We start from the raw sequence: 17133 nt of genomic DNA, 5'->3' as shown, positions 1-17133 counted from the left end.
GATCGTTCGGCTGGCTACTCGTCGTACGCCGCTGCCTGCTCGAGGCTCCGTTCGAGCTTACGCCGGCGACTCGGCGCGAACAGGCCCGTCTCCTCGCAGTCCTCGTAGAGCCACGTGCCGAAGGCGGGCGCGGCGTCGTCGTCGACGCCGAACCAGTAGCCGCCCGAGGACGTCTCGGAGAGGTCGCCCATCGGAGCATCCACGGGGCAGTCCGCGATCAGCTCGCGGGCAAACTCGAGTGGGTCGGCGTCGTCGTGGACGAAGGAGATACCCACGGTACCGCTCGAGGACTTGAAACAGATCGTGCCACAGCCCTCGAGCAGCCCCCGGAGCAGCTCCCGGTCGTAGCTCGAGAACGCGCCGAAGCGGTAGTTGCCGCGGCCGTCGACGGGGAGGCCGAGCGCGCCGCTGCGGCCCAACAGGCCGGCATCGTCGCCGTCCTCGCTGTCGATCGAGAGCGTGTACTCTTCTTCGGTTCGCGTAATGGACGTGTCGTGGGCGTAGTCGCGGGTGGTCGTGTCGTGCTCGAGGTCGCCCCCGGCGACCGCGGCGAGCACCTGTGCGGACGCTTCGTCGTTGGTGACGACCTCGATGCCGTCGTCGGAAACATCGCCGCTCCCGGCGACGTGGCCCCAGAAGTACGCGCTTGCAGCGTGACCCGCCAGCGGGTCCGACGGCACCTCGATATCGGTCGCGGACTCCGCGTCGCTCATTCGCCCACCTCCTCGACGACGATCGCGTCCGTCGGGCACGCCGCGGCGGCCTGCTGGGCTTCGTCGATGCGGTCGTCGTCGAACGTGGCGACGACCCGGTCGTCGTTGTCGGTAACTTCGCCCTCGCAGTCGTAGACCGGATCCGCACCGGGGTCGATCGTCGCGAGGCCGTCCTCGCCCTCGACGAATCGCGGGTCGCGGGTCAGACAGGCGAAGATGCCGTCGCAGGCGTCCTTCTCGATGGTGACTTCGTATCGTGACATTGTGGATGTGCTCCGAATTCCGCTCAGTAGTCGTACTTCGTCTCGTACCCGCGCGGGGTGACCATCCGGTCGTCCCAGACGTAGGTGTCCTCGTTGCCGACGACGATCGTCGTCGTCATGTCGATGATCTCGCTCTCGCCGAGCTCCTCGAGTTCGCCGAGTTCGGTGATCATCACCTGCTCGTCGTCGCGGCCGGCGCCGTGGACGATGCCGACGGGCGTGTCCTCGTCGCGATGGGCCAGCAGGATCTCGCAGGCCTTCTCGAAGTTCTCCCGGCGCTTGCGGCTCCAGGGGTTGTAGATCGTGATCGTGAAGGACTCCTTGGCCGCGGAGTGGAGCCGCGACTCGATCTCGGGCATCGGGACGAGATGGTCCGACAGCGAGATCGAGACGGTGTCGTTCACGAGGGGGGCACCCAGCCGGGCCGCACAGGACTGGGCCGCCGGGACGCCCGGCACGGCCTCGAAGTCGACCATCGACGCCGTCGCGCCCTTGGACTCGAGGATCTCGAGTGCGAGCCCGCCCAGCGCGTAGACGTTGGGGTCGCCGCTACCGACGATGGCGACGTCGTTGCCCGCCAGCGCGCGGTCGATGGCTTCCTCGGTGCGGGAGACTTCGCCGCACATCGGCGTGTCGTACAGCTCGTCGGCCTCCTCCGTGATCTCGTCCGGGATGAGGTCGATATAGGTCGTGTAGCCGACGATGTGATCGGCCTCGAGCAGCGCCGTCTTCGCGCGGTCGGTCATCCCTTCCGGATGGCCGGGGCCGAGGCCGACGGCGCTCAGTTGACCGGGATCGGCGTCGAAGTCGTCGACGGTGGAGCCGACCTCTTGCTCGTTGGAGCCGCTGTCGTCGGAACTCGAGGCCCCGCAGCTACTCGAGGACGACGAGGAACTCGAGGATGCCCCGCACGTGGAGCCGCTCGAGTCGTCGGTGCTGCTCGAGGCACCGCACTTCGAGCTCGAGGCGTCGGTACTCGCCTCGCTGGTGGCGCTCTCGCTGCTCGAGGCTCCGCATTTGGAAGTCGATTCCGCGTCGGCGTCCGCGTTGGTGTCAGTACTCATGGTTGTGTATCGTCTGTCTCAGAAGTCGTCGACGTCACGCCCGCCGCGCGGGGTGACGAGGTACGTTCGGTCGTCGTTGCGCCAGGTTTCGGTCTCGTGGTTGCCGATGATCAGCGAGGTGCCCATTCCGGAGACCTTGTCGTCGTGGTCGGCGGCCTCGCCGAGGGTGGTAATGAACTGGCTCTCGCCGTTGCGGCCGGCGTCCGCGCGGCCGGCGTCGTTGACGATGGCCACGTAGGCGTCGTCGGTCCGCTCCTCGCGGACGATGTCGACCGCCTTCTCGTAGTTGCGCCAGCAGTTGTAGAGGACGATCACGAAGTCGCTGATCGCCGCCGCCCGCAGCTTCTCCTCGATCTCGTCCCAGCCGCGCCACTTGTCCGACAGCGAGACCGTACAGAAGTCGTTGCACAGCGGCGCGCCGACGTTCGCCGACCCGCCCAGTGCCGCCGTCAGGCCGGGGACGATCTCGATCGGAACGTCCGTCGCGTCCTCCTCCTCTGCCATCTTGAAGATGAGGTCGGACTTACCGTAGACCGACGGATCGCCGCCGGAGACGTGGGCCACGTCCTTCCCCTCGCGAACGTAGTCGAACGCCGCGCGGGCGAGTTCGATCTGGCGGCCCATCGTCGAGCGGACGATCTCCTGTTCGAAGCCGTCCTCGCGGACCGCGATGCCGTCATCGTCCGTTTCTTCTTCCGGCAGCAGGGTCCCGTCGTCGCGCAGGAACTCCTGGTAGAGACTCGAGGCGATGACGACCTCCGAGGACTCGATGACCTCCTTGGCCCGCTTGGTCATGTGCTCCGGCAGGCCGGGGCCGATGCCGACGACGTAGAGCGTGCCGTGGTCGTCGGGGGTGCCGCCGGCGGCGTCCGCGTTCGCGTCCATCTCGGTGGCCTCGGCGTCCGAACTCATCGACCGATCGCCACCGTGACCTCGTTGTCGTAGCTGATCTTCTCGAGGACCAGCTCCCGTTCGGCACCGCCGGCGATCGCGCTCGCCTCGGAGACGCCGGGCCAGCCGATCAGCTCCTTCGACTTCGAGGGCGTCGGCCCCTCGTGTTCGAGCAGGGTCTCCTTGTCGAAGGCGACCACGCCGAGGTCGAGTTCCTGCGCGGCCTCGAGCAGTCCTTCCTCGTCCTCTTTCCGCGTTGCAGTCCCCACGAATTCGACGTCGTCGATGTCGTAGTCGGTCTGCTCGAGCGCTTCCTCCCAGGCCTCGAGGAAGGCCTCTTTGCTCGCTCCCGAAACGCTGCCGGTGCCGAGGACGACCCCGTCGTCCGTGTTTCGCTTGAGCACCGTCACGTCGTCGCCGACGAGGACGGCCTTCGGGCCGTCGAGCCGGGCCACGGGACCGAGGTTCTCGTCGAGCACGGCGAGGTTCGTCTTGACGGTCGAGTCGCCGTTGACGACGTGGGTGTCCATCGCCTTCGCGCGGGACTCGACGCCCTGCTTCCCGGCGGCCTCGGAAGCCGTCGTCATCGCCGGGACGGCCCCCATCGTCGCCAGGTCCTGTGCGACCTGGTTCGCGCCGTGGTGGCCGCCCGTGATCGGGATGGCCCACGTCAGTTCCTCGTCGACGACGCAGATTGCGGGGTCCTCCCACTTGTCGTCGAGCAAGTGGGCCGTCTTCCGCATCGCGATTCCCGACGCCATCAGGCCGATGAAGCAGTCGTACTCGCCCCAGTGCTCCTCGAAGACGTCGCCGTGGTACTCGATGATGTCGATCGCCTCGTAGCGATCGCCGATCTCGGCTTTGATCTCCTCGGCGGTGTCCATCTTCCGGCCGAATGAGATGATCGCGATCTCCTCGGCGACTTCGCCGTCCGAATCCGCCGTCGAACAGTGTCCGCCGCCGGAGTCCGATCCCGAATCGTCCGTCGTGTCCGCGTTCTCAGTTCCTGAACTCATTGTGTAACCTCAATCGAATCGAAATTATCCGTTCCACGACCCCGTCCAATCCACCGTTCGGGTGGGACTGAAAGGGGCTGGGGGCTTTCATCGTGTCCGCGGTAGTGGCTCCGAGCCATCTCAGTCATCACTCGCCTCCGTCTCGCCTGACTCCCCCGACGATCCTCGATTGGCCCAGTCGCCGTAGAGGAACGAGCGCTCGTAGCCCGCGCCGGTCACGGCGTCACCGATGACGACCAGCGCCGACGCCCGGTATCCGGCTTCCTCCACTTTATCCGCGATATCACCGATCGAGCCGATGATCACGTCCTCGTCCGGCCACGAGGCGTGGTAGATCACCGCGACCGGCGTCTCGGGGTCGTGATCGTCCTCGAGCAACCGATCCATCGTGTCCCGAACCGCGTGCGTGCCGAGGTAGATGCAGGTCGTCACGTCGCCCATCTCCACGAAGTCGGAGATGTGGTCCTCCTCCGGCGTGAGCGTCTTGCCCTGTGGCCGGGTGAAGGCGACGTGGTTCGAGACCTCGTTGAGCGTCAGCTGGGTCCGTAGCGTTGCGCTGGCCGCGAAGGCCGACGTGACGCCGGGCACGAAGTGGGTCGGTACCCCCTCGTGTTCCAGCGCGTCCATCTGCTCGAGCGCCGCGCCGTAGATGGCCGGATCGCCGCTGTGCAGGCGGACGACGTCGTCGCCGTCCTCGTAGGCGTCCCGCATCAGCGGGATCAGTTCTTCGAGGTCCTTCCCCACGGAATTCACTAACTCGGCGTGGGCGCAGTACTCGTCCAGCAGTTCGCTGTTGACCAGCGACCCCGCGTGAACGACGAGGTCGGCCTCCTCGAGCAGTTCCTTCCCCGCGACGGTCAGCAGGCGCGGGTTGCCGGGGCCGGCGCCGACGAAGGGAATCCCCTCCTGTTCGTCGCCGGCGCTGTGCTCGAAGATCCGGTCGTCCAGTTCCTCGCGGCGTGCTTCGCCCTGGGAGTCGATCGCGTCCTGCGGGTCGTTGGGTGTATCCTCGTCAGTCATCGGTGTCCTCCGTAATCGCCGCCCTCGCAGCCCTCGGCTCGCTCGAGGTCGACCAGCCTGCCTCCGTCGGTCACCGGCTCGCCGTTCGCCGTCGAGTCGTCCTCACTCGAGGTGTCCGAGTCGTCCGTCTGGAACGCGGCGGTCGCCTGCTCGACCTCGAGGTCTTCCTTCTCGGCGTACGCGAGCGTGTAGTAGTCCCGCTCGTCGATCTCCTCGGGGTCGTCGGTGACGATCGTCTCGCCCTGTTCCATGAACAGCCGGCGGCCGTAGGTCACGTCGTAGCCGGCCTCGACGAGGCCCTCGTGGGTCGCCGGCGCGTCGGTGACTTTGAACAGGATCATCCGATCCGGGCCGGTCGGGCTGTGTCCGCTGGCGGCCTCCCGCAAGGAGAGCCCCGCGCCGGCTTCGATCTCGACCCCCATCGCGGTCGCGAAGGCCGTCACCGCGCTCACGCCGGGGACGATCTCCAACTCGACGTCCGGGTGGAAGGCGTCGATCGTCCGTCGCAGGTGGCCGAACGTCGAGTAGACGTTCGGATCGCCCAGCGTGACGAAGGCGACGTCGCCATCGCGGGCGTTCGGGGCGATCTCCGCCGCGGCCTCCTTCCACGCCGCTCGCAGCTTCTCCTCGTCTTTCGTCATCGGGAAGTCGAGATCCCCGATCTTCGACTCGTCGACGTGTTTCAGCGCGACCGTCCGGGAGAGGCGGCCCGGCGAGTAGACCACGTCGCACTCCTCGAGGACTTCCTTCCCGCGAACCGTGACGAGGTCGGCCTCGCCGGGGCCGAGCCCCACGCCGTACAGCGTCATTGACGGGGACTACCTCCATCGGCGGCCACTTTCTCGCCGTCGTCTCCCTCGGTCTCCTCGTCGGGCGTCGCGCTCCCGACCAGCATGTACACCGGGTTATCCGAATTGAAACTCGTCGCCCCGGCGAGCTCGTAGCCGTGGCTCACCTGGAACTGGACGACCTCCTCGAGCAGGTCCCGCTCGCGGAAGGCCTCAGTCGCCTTGCCGGCGACCTCGAGCCGCGAGACGTTCATGATCACGCGGTCGATTTCGGTCTCGACGGCGTGGTCCAGCACGTCCTCGAAGTTCCGGCTTCCGCCGAGAAAGAGCGCGTCGGCGTCGTCGGGCAGTCCCTCGGGCGCTTCCGCGTTCCGGAGTTCGACGTCGGCGCGGACCGACTCCTCGTTTGCAGCGAGGTTCTTTTCCGTCGTCTCGAGCCGTTCGGCCTTCCGCTCGAGGGCGGTCACCCGCCCGGCCCGCTGTGCGGCTTCGATCGTGATGGCTCCCGTACAGGAACCGACCTCCGCGAAGTGGTCGTCCGGCTCGAGCGCGAGTTTCGAGTGGACGACGGCGCGGACCTCCGACTTGGTCGGTCCGGCCTTCGCATCGTGTGGAAGCGCGATGGGTGGCATCATCCGTTGGAACAGAGTCCGGCCCTAAAACAATTTTGTTTGGTGTAGAACAACTGCGATTGCCCATGTAGAGTTGGAGTAGGACAACGCGAGTTGTCGAACCCGAGCGGACTGTCTATTTCGTTCGAATCGACCTCCCATCTTTCGAACTACTGTGCCGCATACGGCGTTACAGTGCGATGGAATGCCCGATTTATAACCAGAACCGTTTGTGGTCGCCGTACAAGCAGCCGACGACCACGCTCAGTTGGCGAGCGACTCGAGGAACCGATCAAACGCCCCGCTTTCCGCGTGAACGTGGACGTACGTCCCCAGCGACTCGTACTCGGTGAGCCCGTCGTGCTCCCCGTCGATGCCGTCGCCCCGGACCGTCTCGAAGGCGAAGCGGGCGTCGGCGTCGACGTCGGCGCTCGAGTAGTGGAACTCGTGACCGCGGATCGTCTCCCCGGTGTCGGCGGTCAGCGTTCCCTCGGTGGCCTCGAGTTCGACGTGATCGAGCGACTGATACCGGTCGTGCATCGTGACGTCGGCGGGGAGAATCCCGGCCATCTCGCTGCGGTCGCCCTCGGCGGTCGTCAGCGACTGACTCATGGCCATCAGGCCGCCGCACTCGCCGAGCACCGGTAGTCCGTCGCTGGCGAGTCGGCCGAGTTCGCCGAGCGTTCCCGACGACTCGAGTTCCTCGGCGTGGAGTTCGGGGTAGCCGCCGGGCAGATAGACGCCGTCGGCGTCCGGAACGCCGTCGCCCGCGACAGGTGAGAACGTGACCAGTTCGGCCCGGTCGCGGAACCGCTCGATCGTCGCCGGATACCGGAAACAGAACGCGGCATCGCTGGCGACGGCGATCGTGGCCTCGACGGGCTCCGCGGACTCGACCGGCGTTTCGGGGGCGGGCGGTTCGCTCGCGACTGCAGCCAGCCGATCGGCCTCGAGCGATTCGGCCGCTTGCCGCAGCGCTTCTTTCGGCAGGGCCGCCTCCGCGCCCATCTCGAGGCCGAGGTGCCGATCCGGGATCTCGAGGTCGTCGTTCGGTGGGATTCGACCGAAATACTCGAGATCGTCCGGCAGGGCGTCTCGGATTCCCTGCTCGTGGCGGCCGCCGTGGGCGCGCTGCGCGATGACCCCGGCGACCTCGATATCGCGCCCGATGGTGTCGGCGTATTCGCGGAATCCGAGCGCGGTCGCCGCGACGCTTTCCATCCCGGCTTTCGCGTCGACTACGAGGACGACGGGAAGGTCGAGGGTCTCCGCGACCATGGCGGTGCTCGAGCCGTCCCCGTCGTAGAGCCCCATCACGCCCTCGACGACGCAGACGTCGCCCTCGCCGCGCCGGTAGTTCCGGCGGAGCCCCTCCTCGCCCTCGAGCCAGCTATCGAGCGTGCGAGAGGGCCGTCCCGCGATCGCCTCGTGATGGCTCGGATCGATGAAGTCCGGACCCGCCTTGGCGGGCTGGACCTCGTGGCCGGCGTCCTCGAGCGCCTGAACGATCGACAGCGTCGCGACCGTTTTCCCGACGCCGGAGCTGACGCCGCCGAGAACGACCCCCTTCATCGTCCTCGCTCCGTCGGCCGATCGGGCGTCCCAGCAGTCCGTTCGTACTCGATAGCCGTGACGTCTACCATCATCATATTTGAGTTAGTACAACTCGACTTGAATCCGTCGGTGCCGCCGATATCGATCGCTTCTCTCGGCGGGTGATCAGTCGAAACCCAATTGACGCTGTCCCGCGTTCGCTCGAAATATGAGCAACGCCGAATCCGCGAGGACCGCGATCCCCGCGCTAAAAGAGCGCGCCGGCGTGGTCAACGCACTGATCGACGGTACCCAGACGGTGCTCGTGCGTCACCCCACGCTCGATCCGGGGACGATCGACGACCGGTTCGTTCTGTATCCGGCCTACACCCATCAGGAACCGGATCGGTACCAGCCCCGGTACGAGGACTATTACCACCGGGCGAGCGCCAAACCCGAGGACGGAGTACCGATTCGCGCCGTCGCCGAGGTTCGCGAGGAGTATACCGTCTCGAGCAACGACATCCAGGCCCTCGCTCGCCACTACGTTTACACCCCGGACGGACTGCGCGACAAGCACGATCCGGACGACGACCTGCGGGTGCTGTTGCTCCGGGTCCGGGAACTCGAGTCGCCGCGGCTCATCGAGGAGCGGGGCAGCTACCGGGGCTGTCGCGCCTGGATCGAACTGGAAGGCGACACGACGGTCGATCTCGCGTCGGCGACGCCCGTATTGGACGACGCGGCCTTCGCGGAACGCCGGGCGGCGGTTCGAGACGCCCTCGAGTGAGGGTTCGACCCACCGACGAACTTAACCGCTCGAGTCGGTTACGACCCGTCGCTCGAACCATGACCGACGAAACCGGGTCCGACACCGAACGGCACCTCCGGGAGGCGCTCAAACACTTGGGCCAGGCACAGGACGACGACGACCTCAGGAAGACCAACGCCGTCGCGCTCGAGGAAGTGTCGAACACCGTGTCGTCGGTGCTGCGCGAGTACGAAGGCGACGAGTAGCGACCGTTCGGGATCAGTTTTCCGACGCCGTCGGAACCGTCTCGGCTGAGCGGCCTCGATCGATACTCGCCCCTACCACGGTGTGTTTTAACACGACATAGGCCGTAGGAACGACCGTGATGAGGGCCGAAACTGACCACCCGTCGGTCGCGGACGAACTGCGCAACAAGAACGAGACCAAAATCCCGATCGGCGAGGCCCGGGAGCCCGAATGCCGCGGGTGCACCATGTGGCGCTGTCGGTCGTGCGGCGAGATGGGACGGTTCGAGGAGGAGTTGCCGGAGGCGTGTCCCGGATGCGCCGCACCGCGGGAGGAACTGTACTACTGGGAAGAAGACTGACGACCGCCCCGGCGCTCGAGAACCGGGCCCGTCGTCTCGAACCGTGGCGGGAGAACCGCGATACAACCGTGACCGCTCACCGGTTGTCGCAGTGACCACTACACCGGTTGTCGCACCGTGAGCACCACCAAATCCGAGAACGGCGTGTCCTCTTTCCCGCGTCCGCCGGCGTGCTCCGCCAGTTCCGCGAGCGTGAACCGATGAATCTGCTCGTCGTCGTGGGTGAGTTTCTCGAGCACAAGCGCCTCGAGGTCGGGATCGGCACCCGCCTCGAGCAAGAACGCCGCGATGTCGCCGGGCATCCGATCGTACGGTCGCGGGAGGACCAGCAGGTGGCGGTCGTCCACCGCGGTGGCGAGGCGGTCCATGTCGGACTCGAGGTCGCCGCTCTTGTGGAGGGTGACGAACTCGGTGTCCTCCATCGGCGTTCGAGCGCGGCTCGCCGCCATCTGGAGCGAGGAGATGCCGGGAACGACGCGAACCGGAATGTCGGAATCGTGGCGTTCGACGGTGTCTTGGACCTTCCCGACGAACTGATAGCCCGAGTGGTTCGGATCGCCCATCGCGACCGCCGTCCCCGACTCGCCGGCGGCGACGCGCTCGCCGAACTCTTTGAGGGCCTCGGCCTCGTCTTTGTAGCCGCAGGTCAGCAGGTCGGCGTCGGTCCGATCTTCGACGAACTCCACGACGGTCGTGAACCCGACGACGACGTCGGCTTCGCGGATCGCCCGCTCGCCTCGCGGGGTGAGATATTCCGGATTCCCCGGGCCGACGCCGACGGCGTAGACCGGGTCGTCCGTCTCTTCGTCGATGTTCGGCTCCGCCGCTCCCGCCGCGAACGTCGCCGGGTCCGGCCCCGCGTCGAGGTCGTACTCGCCGCTCATCGGTTCCGGCCGTCCGCGGCCCGCGTTTCGGCGTCGAGCTCGAGTTCGATCTCGTCGGTCCGGACGTCCTTCGCGACGTGGATCAGTTCGTTCGTCAGGGCCGCGGCGAGGCCGCTCCCGCCGCGGCGGCCGACGTTCGTGATCGCCGGGACGTCGTACGCCTCGCTGATCTCTCGGATGCGCTGGCGGCTCTCCTCGGCCTTGACGAAGCCGACTGGCGTCGCGACGATGGCGGCCGGGCGGGTGCCGTCTTCGATGCAATCCGCCAGCGCGAAGGCGGCCGTCGGCGCGTTACCGATCGTCGCGATCGCGCCGTCGTAGACGCCCTGTTTGTCGAGCTCCAGCACCGAGGCCGCGGTCCGGGTCATTCCCGTCTCTTCGGCCAGCTCCGCGCCGTTGCCGATCGCCTTGCGCTTCTCGCAGTTGTGGCCGCGGCCGGTGATGCCGGCCTTCGACATCGTGATGTCGGTGACGATGGTCGCCTCGTCGAGCACGGCTCGAGCGCCGGCCCGAACCGGGGCGTCCTCGTCGTCGCCGAGGTCGTCGCTCCCGGTGAACTCGATCAAGTGCTGAAACTCGATGTCGCCCATCGAGTGGACCGACTTCTGCCGGACCCGATCTGCCAGCGTCTCGTCGGGCACGAACTGCCTGACGATGTCCATGCTCGTTTCCGCGATGTCCATGGCGTTCTGCGTCGTTGCACCCAGATCGGCGTACTCGTTCTCGAACTCCTGTTGGTCACTCATCGGGAATCACTCGCGGGGGCTCGCATATCGTCCGTCGGCCGAACGCGTTCGTGCTCGTCGTCAGTCATCCGTCGACACCTCCGCGCCGACGCCCTCGTTGGTCGTCCGCGCCTCGAGGTCGCCCTCGACCTCGAGATTGAGATCGCGCAGTCGGTCGATCGTCTCGTCGTCGGCGTCCCACAGGTCCCGTTCGATCGCCTCGAGCAGGGTGTCCGTGATGGACTCGAGCGCCCACGGATTGACGTCGCGCATCCAGTCTTGTCGATCCTCGTCGAAGGCGAACTTCTCGGCGACCTCCTCCCACAGCGTGTCCGAGACGACCCCGGTGGTCGCGTCCCAGCCCAGCGTCACGTCGACCGTCGTCGAGAGGTCGCCCGCGCCCTTGTAGCCGTGGTCCTCCATGGACTCGAGCCAGTCCGGATTCAGCACGCGTGAGCGCATCGCCTTGCGGACCTTCTCCTCGTTCGTGTAGACGTCGACGTTGTCGGGGTCCGAGGAGTCGCCGACGTAGGAGGCCGGCTCTTCGCCTGAAATCTCGCTCACGGCGGAGATGAAGCCCCCGTGGAAGGCGTACCAGTCCGAGGAGTCGAACTCGTCTTGCTCCATCGTGTCCTCGATCTTGACCGTCGCGTCGACGCTCGAGAGGCGGCGTTCGAACGCGTCGTGGGCGTCCGAGACGCGGCCTCTCGACCCCATGGCGTAGCCGCCCCACTGGACGTACACCTCGGCCAGATCGGCGCGGTCGTCCCAGTTGCCCTCGTCGACGGCCTTGTTCGTCCCGGCACCGTAGCCGCCGGGCCGAGTCGTGAAGACGCGATGTTTCGCCGCTTTTCGCGCATCTGATTCGTCGAGACCCTCTTCCGCCTCGAGTTCGGCCTGCTCCTCCTCGACGTGTTTTTTCACGTAGTTCATCTCGTGAGGCTCGTCGAGGTCGACGACCGCATCCACGGCGTCGTGGATGACGCCCGCCGCGGCGGGGAAGGCGTCGCGGAACAGCCCCGAGACGCGGGTCGTCACGTCGATTCGGGGCCGGTCGAGCTCCTCGAGCGGGATCGGTTCGACGTCGTCGATCCGTCCGGCGTCGGTCCACTGCGGTTCGACGCCCATCATCGCGAGCACCTGGGCGATCGTCTCGCCGCGGGTGCGCACGGTCGGCGTCCCCCAGGCGACCACGCCGATCTCCTCGGGGTACTCGTCGTTTTCGCTGTGGTGGCGCTCGAGGACGCCCTCTGCGACCTCGCTCCCGACCTGCCAGGCGGCCTTCGCCGGCACCTTGCGCGGATCGAGCGTGTAGAAATTGCGGGCCGTGGGCAGCAGGTCGACGCCGCCGCGGGTCGGCGCGCCGGAGCCGCCCGGCGGCACGTACTCGCCCGAAAGGGCGTCGGCGGTTCGGGGAATCTCGTCTTCGGCCCCCTGGACGCGGGGCTGGGCCTCCTCGCAGATGTAGGCCAGAGCCTCCCGAAGATCGTTGTGCGCACCGGATTTCGCGCGCCCGTCGCCGATCGTCTCGAGATCGACGATGAGGAGGTTAACGTTCACTTCGTCCCCTGGATCGGCTTCACGCCCCGAGACCGGGATGTCGAAGTCGTGTTCCGCGAGCGTCTCGATCAGTTCGACGCTGGTCTCGTAGACGATATCTGCGGCCTCGGCGTAGGTCATGCCGAGGTCCTCGGCGTACTCGCCGGGCGAGTCGAGCATCGTCTGGTAGTCGACGCCCAGCGCGCCGGCGACGCTCTCGCGCAGGCTCGGCGCGCCGGGGTTCTCGAGCCGGGTGAGCGCGACCAGATACTCGGTCAGGCGCTCGCCCTCCGGTGGCTCGGACATGGTGTGCAGGCCGAGCCGGATCTGGGTCGTCTTCACGTCCGTGAGGTACTCGTGGACCCGTTCGACCAGTTCGTCGACATCGACTTCCTCGCCCTCGACATCGCCCTCCGCGAGGCTCGAGCCGGCCTCGTCGGGACCGCGAACGTCGGCTTTCTCGTCGATCGTACCACTGATACCGAGCTCGACGGCGAGGTCGAGTTCCTCGACTTTCTCCCGCATGAGGGCCTCGAGATGTTCGCCGTCGTCGCTCCGGGCGTCCTCCATCCCGGCCTCGCGGTACTGGTTGGCGAGCTCCTCGAGTTCCGACAGCTCGTCGTACGTGCCCGCGTTCCGCATGACGGGCGTCAGGTAGTCGACGATCGCCGCATACGAGCGCCGCTTGGCCTGCGTCCCTTCGCCGGGGTTGTTGACGATGTAGGGGTAGACGTTCGGGATATCGTCGATCAGCTGGTCGGGCGCGCTCTCGCCGTTGAGCCCGACGGTCTTGCCGGGGAGCCACTCGAGGCTGCCGTGGGTGCCCAGGTGGACGACCGCGTCGGTCTCGAAGCTGTTGCGCAGCCAGCCGTAGAAGGCGAAGTAGTCGTGGGGCGGCTGGAGGTTCGAGTCGTGGTAGACCTTCGAGGGGTCCATCCCGAACCCGCGCGGGGGCTGGACGGTGACGAGCACGTTGCCGAACTCGACGCCCGGGATCGCGAACGGGCGGTCCGGTACCTCGCCCCATTCCTCGACGATATTCTCCTGAAAGCGCTCGTCAGTATCGCTGAACCACTCTTCGTACGTGTCCGAGGAGACCACGTCGACCGAGAGGTCGCGAACGTCCTCCGGGGCGACCCACCGGTCCTCGAGCGTGAGCTGTGCGGTCAATTTCTCGACGAGCGACTGCCCGCTATCGGGCATGTCGTCGCCGAGGTCGTAGCCGCGGGCGTCGAGTTCCTCGAGCAGATTGACCGTCGACTCCGGCGAGTCGAGCCCGAACGCGGTCCCGATCCCGTCGTCGCTCGGCGGGTAGTTGTGGAGGACCACGGCGACCTGCTTGTCCTCGTTCGGGGTGTGGCGCAGTTGCGCCCAGTTGACCGCCAGTCGGGTCGCGTGGTCGATCCGGTCCTCGATCGGGAAGTGGTGTTTCGGCGCGGAGCCGATGCCGGCCTCGTCGTCGGTGCGCTCCTTGCCGGAAATCGGGTGCGTGATGACGTTGCCGTCGAACTCCGGCAGCGCCACGGAGAGGGCGAGCTCGAAGCCCATTACGCCCGTGTCGCTGGACTCGTAGCGCGACCGCGAGCGCATCGTCGTAACCGTCTGCAGGACCGGAACGCCGAGCCGATCGAGGAAGACGTCCTCCGCACCGCTGCCTTCGTCGCTGGCGCTGCGGCCGCGCTCGTCCATCGAGAGAGAGAACATGAACGAGGAGAGCACGGCGTCGACGATCGAATTCCCGTCCGCGTCGAGCAGCCAGTTGTCCGTCACCCACTCCGCGTCTTCCTGCTCGTCGGTGTCCGTCGCCGGGTTACAGAAGATCGGCAGGGCGTTCGCCCCCTGTTCCTCGAGCGCCCGGACCTGCGCGTCGACGTAGCGGGTGTTCTCGTGTGTCCAGTGCGATTCGTAGAACCAGACCGCGACCGTCGGTTTGGTCGGATCGTGGGTCTCGAGCAGGTCTTCGTACTCGATTCCCGGATGATCGGGGTGGTAGACGCCCTCCGTTGGGAGTTCGGTCGGCTCGTCGTATTCGAGGTCCCGACCCTCGTACTCGGCGGCGAGGAAGCGACACAGGTTCGCGACGTTGATCGTGCCGCCCTTCTCGAGGTAGTCGTAGACGAGGTCTCGATGCCCGTCCGAGACCGTCGTGTCCTCGAACGCGAAGGCGTCGCCGGTCGCTTTGACGATCAGGGGGACGCCCGCCTCCTCGAGCGCGCCCGTCGCGTAGTCGTAGCCGGGCATGCTGTCTTCGGCCCCGTGCAGCCAGAAGATCGCCGCCGCGGCGTCGTGCAATTCCTCGACGAACTCCTCGACGTCGGCCTCGTCCTCGAGGTCGCTCTCCGAACGGACGACCAGCTCGACGTCCTCGAGACGCGTGGCGGCCCGGCCGATCGAGCCGAGTTCGTTCTCCGTCGCAGTATAGATCCCAATCGTTGTCATCGAGTTTTTAAACCTCTATTGTATTAGCTCAAGTATGGTTGCAGAGTCCGAGGACAAAAAGCTGTCGTCACTCCCCTTTCCGGCGATCGTCGGACAGGACGAGTTGAAGCGCGTGCTGCTCGCCGTCGCCGCAAACGACGGCCTCGACGGCTCCCTCATCGTCGGCGAGAAGGGGACCGCGAAGTCGACCGCCGTTCGGGCACTGGTCGATCTCCTCCCCGAGCAACGGTTCGTCGCGGACTGTCCGTACGGCTGTTCGCCCGACGACTCGAGCCAGCAGTGCGAGGACTGCCGCCGCCGGGACCCCGGCGAAATGCCGATCGAGACCCGACCCGTCCCGCTCGTCACCCTGCCGCTGGGCGCGACTCGAGATCGGGTCGTCGGCACCCTCTCGGTCGAGGACGCGCTGGCGGGCGAGGCAGATTTCGATCCCGGCCTGCTGGCCCGTGCGAACCGCGGCATTCTCTACGTGGACGAGGTCAACCTGCTGGACGACCACCTCGTCGACGTGATTCTCGACGCCGCCGCCAGCGGCGTCAACACCGTGGAACGAGACGGTATCAGCGTCTCTCATCCCGCGAACTTCACCCTGATCGGGACGATGAACCCCGAAGAGGGCGACTTGCGTCCCCAGCTTCGGGACCGCTTCGCCCTGCAAGCCACCGTCGAGGGCTGTCGGGAGATCGACGATCGGGTCGAGATCATCGACCGGGCGCTCGCGGTCGACAGTGGCGACGGAACGGCCCCGTCTGTGAAGTACGGCGACGAGGTCGAGACCCTTCGCGACGACCTCGCCGCGGCCCGCGACCGCCTCCCGACCGTCGACCTCCCGAGCGATTTCAAAGCCGAGATCGCCGAACTCTGCCTCGAGGCCGGCGTCGACGGCCACCGCGGCGACGTGGCGACGGCTCGAACCGCCATGACCCTGGCCGCGCTCGAGGGCCGGGAGACCGTCATCGAGTCCGATATTCACGAGGCCGCGACGTACGCGCTTCCTCACCGCCTCCGGAGCACGCCCTTCGAGGACGAACCGGATCTCGACGACCTGCTCGAGGACCGATTCGACGAGGAGTCGCCTGACGACGGCGAGGGAAACGACACCGACGGAAGCGACGCGGCTGACGGGGGCGACGGGAACGAGGCCGATGACTCGAGTGACGACGCCGAGGACGGAAGTCAGCGTGAGGACGACGATCGGGAGGGCAGCGACCAAGACGGTTCCGGTGGGAACGACGGTGGGGACGGTGGCGACTCGAGCGGCGACGGCTCCGAACCCGATGGCGACGATACCGAAGGTGGCCGGCAGCCGGAGGACGGCGACCGACCGACATCGCCGAACCGGCAACCCGCTGACGCCGGTGACGGGGGTTCCGACGGCGATTCGAACGAGCGGGACTCCGAGTCGGACGAGTCACCCGACGACGACGGGGAAGACGAAACCGCCCAGCCGCTGGTTCCCGGCCAGCAGCGGGCCGGCGTCGGCGAAGCGCGGGCACCGGACCTCGAGACGCCGACCGCCGAAACGACCGAGAGCGCGAGCGCGACGGGAACGCGAGCGAACACGGCACCGAGCACGGACAACCGAGGCGCTCGCGTCCGCACCGAACCCGCGTCCGGCGACGGGTCGATCGACGCCGCCGCGTCCGTGCGATCGGCCGCGTCTCGCGGCGAATCGCGGGTCGAAGACCGGGACCTCCGGCAGTCCGTCCGCACCGGCGACACCTCGGTGACGATCGTCTTCGCCGTCGACGCCAGCGCCTCGATGCGCCCGGCGATGCGGACAGCCAAAGGCGTCGTGCTCGAACTCCTGCGCGATAGCTACGAGCACCGCGATCAGGTCTCCTTCGTCGCCTTCGCCGGCGAGGACGCAGACGTCCTGCTCCCGCCGACCGACAGCGTCTCGCTGGCCGCCCGCCACCTCAAGGACCTGCCCTCCGGCGACCGGACGCCGTTACCGGCCGGCCTCGAGACCTCCCGCCGGGTCCTCGAGCGTGCGGACGCGGACGCATCGGTCGTCCTTCTCGTCACCGACGGCCGCGCGAACGTCGCCGACGGGAGTCCGACCGAGGCGACGCGAACCGCGGCACGAGCGCTCGCCGCGAGTGGCGCTCGAGTGGTGGTGGTCGACGCCGGCGACGACTCCCGGGCGGGGCTCTCGGAACTGGTCGCGAGCGAAACCGACGGCGAACTGGTCGACCTCTCGTCGCTGTCGGTCGAGACGGTTCGAACCGCCGCCGAGACCGCGGCGACGGACCGACGGCAGTAGGCCCGCCGGAGCCGCGGTCGGCC

16 protein-coding genes are annotated in these 17133 nt (G+C 67.3%); 4 read left to right on the top strand and 12 right to left on the bottom strand.

What is annotated here, in order from left to right; genetic code table 11:
* Window positions 1-14: 14 nt before the first annotated feature.
* The 9 genes from NDI89_RS12150 to NDI89_RS12110 form a co-directional block, all read right to left on the bottom strand.
* A complete protein-coding gene (locus NDI89_RS12150) occupies window positions 15-713 on the bottom strand; it encodes a cobalamin biosynthesis protein (protein ID WP_277521877.1) in 699 nt (232 codons plus the stop codon).
* Entirely contained in the window at window positions 710-976 is a 267-nt protein-coding gene (locus tag NDI89_RS12145) for a ferredoxin (protein ID WP_277521876.1), read from the bottom strand. Before NDI89_RS12145 ends, NDI89_RS12150 begins: the two co-directional genes overlap by 4 nt.
* Window positions 977-999: 23 nt before the next feature.
* Complete coding sequence (gene cobJ, locus NDI89_RS12140; protein WP_277521875.1) at window positions 1000-2040, bottom strand: precorrin-3B C(17)-methyltransferase; 1041 nt, start codon at window positions 2038-2040, stop codon at window positions 1000-1002.
* 18 nt (window positions 2041-2058) lie between these two features.
* Window positions 2059-2952, bottom strand: coding sequence for a precorrin-3B C(17)-methyltransferase (locus tag NDI89_RS12135; RefSeq protein ID WP_277521874.1), 894 nt, complete (start codon window positions 2950-2952; stop codon window positions 2059-2061).
* A complete protein-coding gene (gene cbiG / locus NDI89_RS12130; RefSeq protein ID WP_277521873.1) occupies window positions 2949-3947 on the bottom strand; it encodes a cobalt-precorrin 5A hydrolase in 999 nt (332 codons plus the stop codon). Before cbiG ends, NDI89_RS12135 begins: the two co-directional genes overlap by 4 nt.
* Window positions 3948-4067: 120 nt before the next feature.
* On the bottom strand, window positions 4068-4967 hold the full coding sequence (locus NDI89_RS12125) for a cobalt-precorrin-4/precorrin-4 C(11)-methyltransferase (RefSeq protein WP_277521872.1): 900 nt from the start codon (window positions 4965-4967) through the stop codon (window positions 4068-4070).
* Window positions 4964-5776 carry a cobalt-factor II C(20)-methyltransferase gene (locus tag NDI89_RS12120; RefSeq protein WP_277521871.1) on the bottom strand — a complete coding sequence of 271 codons (813 nt, stop codon included), beginning with the start codon at window positions 5774-5776 and terminating at the stop codon, window positions 4964-4966. The genes NDI89_RS12125 and NDI89_RS12120 overlap by 4 nt, the downstream gene beginning before the upstream one ends.
* Entirely contained in the window at window positions 5773-6387 is a 615-nt protein-coding gene (cbiT, locus tag NDI89_RS12115; RefSeq protein ID WP_277522274.1) for a precorrin-6Y C5,15-methyltransferase (decarboxylating) subunit CbiT, read from the bottom strand. Before cbiT ends, NDI89_RS12120 begins: the two co-directional genes overlap by 4 nt.
* A 243-nt stretch (window positions 6388-6630) precedes the next feature.
* Entirely contained in the window at window positions 6631-7938 is a 1308-nt protein-coding gene (locus NDI89_RS12110) for a cobyrinic acid a,c-diamide synthase (RefSeq protein WP_277521870.1), read from the bottom strand.
* 190 nt (window positions 7939-8128) lie between these two features.
* Between NDI89_RS12110 and NDI89_RS12105 the strand changes: the two genes are divergently transcribed.
* From NDI89_RS12105 to NDI89_RS12095, 3 genes are all read left to right on the top strand, one after another.
* Window positions 8129-8689 carry a DUF1802 family protein gene (locus tag NDI89_RS12105; protein WP_277521869.1) on the top strand — a complete coding sequence of 187 codons (561 nt, stop codon included), beginning with the start codon at window positions 8129-8131 and terminating at the stop codon, window positions 8687-8689.
* Window positions 8690-8748: 59 nt separating this feature from the next.
* On the top strand, window positions 8749-8916 hold the full coding sequence (locus tag NDI89_RS12100) for a hypothetical protein (RefSeq protein WP_277521868.1): 168 nt from the start codon (window positions 8749-8751) through the stop codon (window positions 8914-8916).
* 119 nt (window positions 8917-9035) lie between these two features.
* Window positions 9036-9257, top strand: coding sequence for a DUF7130 family rubredoxin-like protein (locus NDI89_RS12095; RefSeq protein WP_277521867.1), 222 nt, complete (start codon window positions 9036-9038; stop codon window positions 9255-9257).
* A 98-nt stretch (window positions 9258-9355) separates the two neighbouring features.
* Here the strand turns inward: NDI89_RS12095 and NDI89_RS12090 are convergent, their stop codons facing one another.
* From NDI89_RS12090 to cobN, 3 genes are read right to left on the bottom strand one after another with little or no spacing between them, the layout of a single operon-like run.
* On the bottom strand, window positions 9356-10141 hold the full coding sequence (locus NDI89_RS12090; protein WP_277521866.1) for a cobalt-precorrin-7 (C(5))-methyltransferase: 786 nt from the start codon (window positions 10139-10141) through the stop codon (window positions 9356-9358).
* The gene (locus tag NDI89_RS12085; RefSeq protein WP_277521865.1) at window positions 10138-10887 is read right to left on the bottom strand and encodes a precorrin-8X methylmutase; all 750 of its coding nucleotides are present in this window, start codon (window positions 10885-10887) and stop codon (window positions 10138-10140) included. The genes NDI89_RS12090 and NDI89_RS12085 overlap by 4 nt, the downstream gene beginning before the upstream one ends.
* A gap of 60 nt (window positions 10888-10947) precedes the next feature.
* Window positions 10948-14844 carry a cobaltochelatase subunit CobN gene (cobN, locus tag NDI89_RS12080; protein WP_277521864.1) on the bottom strand — a complete coding sequence of 1299 codons (3897 nt, stop codon included), beginning with the start codon at window positions 14842-14844 and terminating at the stop codon, window positions 10948-10950.
* Window positions 14845-14878: 34 nt separating this feature from the next.
* Here cobN and NDI89_RS12075 point away from each other — a divergent pair, with 34 nt between their 5' ends.
* Window positions 14879-17110, top strand: a complete 2232-nt coding sequence (locus NDI89_RS12075; RefSeq protein ID WP_277521863.1) for a VWA domain-containing protein — start codon at window positions 14879-14881, stop codon at window positions 17108-17110.
* Window positions 17111-17133 lie beyond the last annotated feature (23 nt).

This window comes from Natrinema salsiterrestre (assembly GCF_029502005.1).
Lineage (GTDB): Archaea > Halobacteriota > Halobacteria > Halobacteriales > Natrialbaceae > Natrinema > Natrinema salsiterrestre.
The sequence above is the reverse complement of the archived record's forward strand: the minus strand, read 5'-3'. Positions and strand labels throughout refer to the sequence as shown.

Excerpts from the sequence above, each read along its gene's own strand:
- cobN (WP_277521864.1), bottom strand. The coding sequence starts at position 14,844 with ATGACAACGATTGGGATCTATACTGCGACGGAGAACGAACTCGGCTCG.
- cobJ (WP_277521875.1), bottom strand. The coding sequence starts at position 2,040 with ATGAGTACTGACACCAACGCGGACGCCGACGCGGAATCGACTTCCAAA.
- NDI89_RS12095 (WP_277521867.1), top strand. The coding sequence starts at position 9,036 with ATGAGGGCCGAAACTGACCACCCGTCGGTCGCGGACGAACTGCGCAAC.
- NDI89_RS12120 (WP_277521871.1), bottom strand. The coding sequence starts at position 5,776 with ATGACGCTGTACGGCGTGGGGCTCGGCCCCGGCGAGGCCGACCTCGTC.
- NDI89_RS12085 (WP_277521865.1), bottom strand. The coding sequence starts at position 10,887 with ATGAGTGACCAACAGGAGTTCGAGAACGAGTACGCCGATCTGGGTGCA.
- NDI89_RS12090 (WP_277521866.1), bottom strand. The coding sequence starts at position 10,141 with ATGAGCGGCGAGTACGACCTCGACGCGGGGCCGGACCCGGCGACGTTC.
- NDI89_RS12135 (WP_277521874.1), bottom strand. The coding sequence starts at position 2,952 with ATGAGTTCGGACGCCGAGGCCACCGAGATGGACGCGAACGCGGACGCC.
- NDI89_RS12145 (WP_277521876.1), bottom strand. The coding sequence starts at position 976 with ATGTCACGATACGAAGTCACCATCGAGAAGGACGCCTGCGACGGCATC.
- NDI89_RS12150 (WP_277521877.1), bottom strand. The coding sequence starts at position 713 with ATGAGCGACGCGGAGTCCGCGACCGATATCGAGGTGCCGTCGGACCCG.
- cbiG (WP_277521873.1), bottom strand. The coding sequence starts at position 3,947 with ATGAGTTCAGGAACTGAGAACGCGGACACGACGGACGATTCGGGATCG.
- NDI89_RS12075 (WP_277521863.1), top strand. The coding sequence starts at position 14,879 with ATGGTTGCAGAGTCCGAGGACAAAAAGCTGTCGTCACTCCCCTTTCCG.
- cbiT (WP_277522274.1), bottom strand. The coding sequence starts at position 6,387 with ATGCCACCCATCGCGCTTCCACACGATGCGAAGGCCGGACCGACCAAG.
- NDI89_RS12105 (WP_277521869.1), top strand. The coding sequence starts at position 8,129 with ATGAGCAACGCCGAATCCGCGAGGACCGCGATCCCCGCGCTAAAAGAG.
- NDI89_RS12100 (WP_277521868.1), top strand. The coding sequence starts at position 8,749 with ATGACCGACGAAACCGGGTCCGACACCGAACGGCACCTCCGGGAGGCG.
- NDI89_RS12125 (WP_277521872.1), bottom strand. The coding sequence starts at position 4,967 with ATGACTGACGAGGATACACCCAACGACCCGCAGGACGCGATCGACTCC.
- NDI89_RS12110 (WP_277521870.1), bottom strand. The coding sequence starts at position 7,938 with ATGAAGGGGGTCGTTCTCGGCGGCGTCAGCTCCGGCGTCGGGAAAACG.